A 3,610-nucleotide genomic window follows, 5' to 3' on the forward strand; every position below is an offset into this window, starting at 1 on the left:
CCGGCGCGGTCGTCGTGCCGGCCGAGCATCCGGCCAGCGGCAGTGCCGCGGTGAGCCCGAGGAATGCGCGGCGGGTGAGGTTCGGTTGGGAGAGAGCCACGGTTTTGCCTCCGAATGTCCGTAAAGCCGGAAATTCTATGAGGCACTCCGCCGGATCTTCGGATGATCCACGCGCCGGCCCAGGTGTCGCCCTAGTCCTTCTCCGCCGACCATGTCCCCGACGCGCCGTCGCATGTGGTGGTGAACGTACCGGACATGCGGCCGGACGACAGTGTCCCCTTCATCGAAATCTCGTCGGTGGCCCCGACTCCCGAGTCCAAGGTGATCTTGTTGCCGTCGATCTTCCCCACCACGGGCCCCGAGAGATCGCATCCCGTTGCGTCGAGTTCGAGCCGCCCGGTGAGCCGGTCCTGGTGCTGGGTGAACTGGATCGTGAACGGTCCGTCCATGCCGAGTTGGGTGACCTCGTAGGTTCCCGACCACGCCCCGTTCACGTCCCCCGAACCGGCGCCGGTCGGGCCGTCTTCGGCGGTCGATCCCTTCGTGTCGCTCTTGCCGCCGTTCGCTCCCGGCAGGGCACCGACGGGGTCGCCGCAGTCGTCCGGCGTCAAGGCGGCCGGCTGCGCCAAGGCGGGCCGCCCGGCCGCCGACGCGCACTTGTCGTCGTCGTCACCGCCGCTGAACAGCGCAACGCCACCGAAGATCGCACCCGCCGCGACGACCACCGCGACGAGGCCGCCGATCAGCATGCGGTTGGACGACTGCCCGCGCGGGCCCCCGGCGTGCGCGGGACCGGGCATGCCGCCCGGCGCTCCTGAGTACGGACCGCCGAAGGACTGCGTGCCGTACGGCCCCGGCGCCGGCTGCCCCGGCGACATCTGCGGCCCCGACGTGAACTGCCCCGGAATCGGCTGGCCGGGCACCGGCTGACCCGGCATCGGCGGAGCCGCCGACGGCGGTGGCGGCGCGTATTGCGCGCCCGGGGACTGGTGCGGGGCCGCAGGCTGCTGCGGTGCCGACTCCTTCGAGAAGTCGAGTGCCGGCGGCGCCTGTTGCGTCAGCACGGCGATGTCCGCCGCCGCTTCCGGCCGCGCGGCGAGCAGACTCGCGAACACGGACTCGGAGCGTGCGTACGCCGCGTCCCGCAGGCTGTTCTGCTCGCGCCCGTCCGCTGTCGCGATCATGGTGCCGAACGAGTCGACCCACGCACTCGCCGCCGGATCGCTGGTGTGCCGGGCCAACACATCGAGCACCGTGGCCCGGACCTGCGACCAACGTTCGGTCCCCATCGCCGTGACCACGTTCGCCGCAGCGGCTCTCGCCAGATCCTGAACCTCGTCCGGCATCAGCCGTACTCCCCGGAAATCACACGCGGGAAGCCCCGTCGCCACCCGTCGGTGCAGCGAGCCTACGGGCGTACGGCACCCATGGCCGAGGGGGTTCCCTCATGTCTGGCCGGAATGCGAACCCCCCGACACCCCGTTTGCGAAGAGGCCGACAGCCACCGATCACGACACCGGTGTCGTGCGGCCACGTCCCGCGAGTTCGACATCGCACAATCACCACCGCCGCAGCCCACCGCACCGAAAACCCACAACAACTCCTGGGAGTTCATCCGAGGTTTCGCAACGCACTGGCTGGACGCACCGCTGAGCCCTCACGACAGGACGCGACGTCACGCGGGATGGCCCGGCTGCATGTCGCGGGTGTCGGAGAACATCAGCAGGCCGCCTTCATACGGCTCGTCGTCTGCGGACTCGCGCGGGGCGAGGACGAACCCGGTGTGGTCGCCGAGGTTTTCCAGACGGTGCAGCACCGTTCCGACGAACCGTTGCGGGCAATCGGTCAGCAGCGGTATGCCTGATTCTCCCGGCTCCCAACGGCAACGGGCGAACTTGTCGACGGTGTCGCCGGTCAACTCCCCGAAAAGCTCGGCCAGTTCCCGCTGATCCACGCCCAGCGCGTGAACCGCGAGCAAGGGCGAAGCCGAAGCGACGCGGTGCGTGTGGTTGGCGGTCGAGATGCACACGAGAAACCGCGCGGGGTCGATACTGCACTGCGACACGAAGCCGACCAGACAACCGGCCCGCTCCCCGGTCTCACGGTGCACCGCCGTGACCACGAACATCGGGTATTCCAACGCGTCGACAAACCGCTCGAAAGCCATTGATCGATCGTGGCCTCTCCCGAAGGCCACGGCAACGTCTGCCCCCGGATCACCGCGCCGCGAGCAGCCCCGGTTCCCCGACGAGCGCGACCAACTCCACCGGCGGCCCGGTGCGGTGATGGCGTACGCCGATGCCGATCCAGTGGGTGGGGAATCGCCACACGCTCATGAATCCGGTGAAAGGGGGCTTGCCGCCGGACACGGCGCTTTGGTGTGCGACGTCGGCCACCACCGCCTCCATGGCGACCAATATCGCCTGCAACCGAGCATCGTCGTCGTCGAGAAGCACATGCCGCAACCTGGCCGACCTCTCCGACACCCCGGGCCCGCGCATGGTGCCATCGTGTGCGGGTAGCGGGGCGGCATGCGTGCTCTGATCATCAACTGCACCCTGAAGCCGTCTCCCGAGGATTCCAACACCCACGCGCTGGCCCGGGTGGTCGCCGACGCCCTGCGCGGCCACGGTGTGGAGGTCGACGACGTGCGGGCCGTCGACCACGACATCAGGCCCGGAGTCTCCGACGACGTGGGCGACGGCGACCAGTGGCCCGGGATCCGGGACAGAGTCCTGGCCGCCGACATCCTCGTCGTCGCCTCGCCCACCTGGCTCGGCCGTCCCTCGTCCGTCGCGCAGCGCGTGTTGGAGCGGATGGACGCATTGCTGTCGCAGACCGACGACGAAGGCAGGCCCGTGGCGTACAACCGGGTCGCGGGGGTCGTGGTGACCGGCAACGAGGACGGCGCCCACCACGTGATCAGCGAGATCTCCGGCGCGCTTGCCGACATCGGGTACACGATCCCGGGCCAGGCGTGGACGTACTGGCACCTCGGGCCCGGCCCCGGGCCGAGCTACCTCGACGACGACCGGGGTCACGAATGGGCGCACAAGACGGGCCGGGCGATGGCGGCGAACCTCGTCGGGGTCGCCCGGGCGCTGGCCGCTCTTCCTCTGGGCGCGCCGCCGGAGTAGGCGCTGCCGCAGGCGACACGACGCACCTCGAAGCCGCGATGAACTCGGCTGCGGACCGGCATGGAGTACTCGGTGTGGTTGTGCAGGTGGACGAAGGAATCGGTCATGCGGAGGCCGCCTCTTCGGGTCATCCGGTAAACCGTTCGTTGAACCGGACCATCAAAGTCAGCACATGACCTGGGATTCAGACAACGTTCGGTCCGCATCAGAACAACCGATGGTTGTCCTACTAGGATGCCCGGCGTGGATCTCGCCGCTGTACGCACCTTCGTTTCCGCCGCCGACGCCGGGCAATTCCAGGAGGCCGCCGCCGAGTTGTCGATCACGCAGCAGGCCGTGTCGAAGCGCATCGCCGTGCTGGAAAAGGACCTGGGCGTAAGGCTGTTCATGCGCACGCCGCGCGGCGCCCGGCTCACGATCGACGGCCAGGCGTTCCTGCCGCATGCCCGCGCGCTGCTCGATGCCGAGCAGCG

General features: G+C 69.3%; 5 protein-coding genes. 2 read left to right on the forward strand and 3 right to left on the reverse strand.

Annotated elements, in window-relative coordinates; genetic code table 11:
- Positions 1-191: 191 nt before the first annotated feature.
- From ACRX5W_RS17085 to ACRX5W_RS17095, 3 genes are all read right to left on the reverse strand, one after another.
- Complete coding sequence (locus ACRX5W_RS17085; RefSeq protein ID WP_436789017.1) at positions 192-1,346, reverse strand: hypothetical protein; 1,155 nt, start codon at positions 1,344-1,346, stop codon at positions 192-194.
- 329 nt (positions 1,347-1,675) lie between these two features.
- Positions 1,676-2,167 (reverse strand): flavin reductase family protein, encoded by a 492-nt coding sequence (locus tag ACRX5W_RS17090; RefSeq protein ID WP_436789018.1) that lies wholly within the window; start codon positions 2,165-2,167, stop codon positions 1,676-1,678.
- Between the two features lie 49 nt (positions 2,168-2,216).
- Positions 2,217-2,501 carry a hypothetical protein gene (locus ACRX5W_RS17095; protein WP_436789019.1) on the reverse strand — a complete coding sequence of 95 codons (285 nt, stop codon included), beginning with the start codon at positions 2,499-2,501 and terminating at the stop codon, positions 2,217-2,219.
- 30 nt (positions 2,502-2,531) lie between these two features.
- Here ACRX5W_RS17095 and ACRX5W_RS17100 point away from each other — a divergent pair, with 30 nt between their 5' ends.
- Both ACRX5W_RS17100 and ACRX5W_RS17105 read left to right on the forward strand, forming a co-directional pair.
- Positions 2,532-3,137 (forward strand): flavodoxin family protein, encoded by a 606-nt coding sequence (locus ACRX5W_RS17100; RefSeq protein WP_436789020.1) that lies wholly within the window; start codon positions 2,532-2,534, stop codon positions 3,135-3,137.
- 243 nt (positions 3,138-3,380) lie between these two features.
- Positions 3,381-3,610, forward strand: a 230-nt coding sequence (locus tag ACRX5W_RS17105) for a LysR family transcriptional regulator (protein ID WP_436789021.1), incomplete at its 3' end; no start/stop codon positions are given.

Source organism: Yinghuangia sp. YIM S10712 (genome assembly GCF_051388935.1).
Lineage (GTDB): Bacteria > Actinomycetota > Actinomycetes > Streptomycetales > Streptomycetaceae > Yinghuangia.

Coding starts and splice junctions, on each gene's coding strand:
- ACRX5W_RS17085 (WP_436789017.1), bottom strand. CDS start 1,346: ATGCCGGACGAGGTTCAGGATCTGGCGAGAGCCGCTGCGGCGAACGTG.
- ACRX5W_RS17090 (WP_436789018.1), bottom strand. CDS start 2,167: ATGGCTTTCGAGCGGTTTGTCGACGCGTTGGAATACCCGATGTTCGTG.
- ACRX5W_RS17095 (WP_436789019.1), bottom strand. CDS start 2,501: ATGCGCGGGCCCGGGGTGTCGGAGAGGTCGGCCAGGTTGCGGCATGTG.
- ACRX5W_RS17100 (WP_436789020.1), top strand. CDS start 2,532: ATGCGTGCTCTGATCATCAACTGCACCCTGAAGCCGTCTCCCGAGGAT.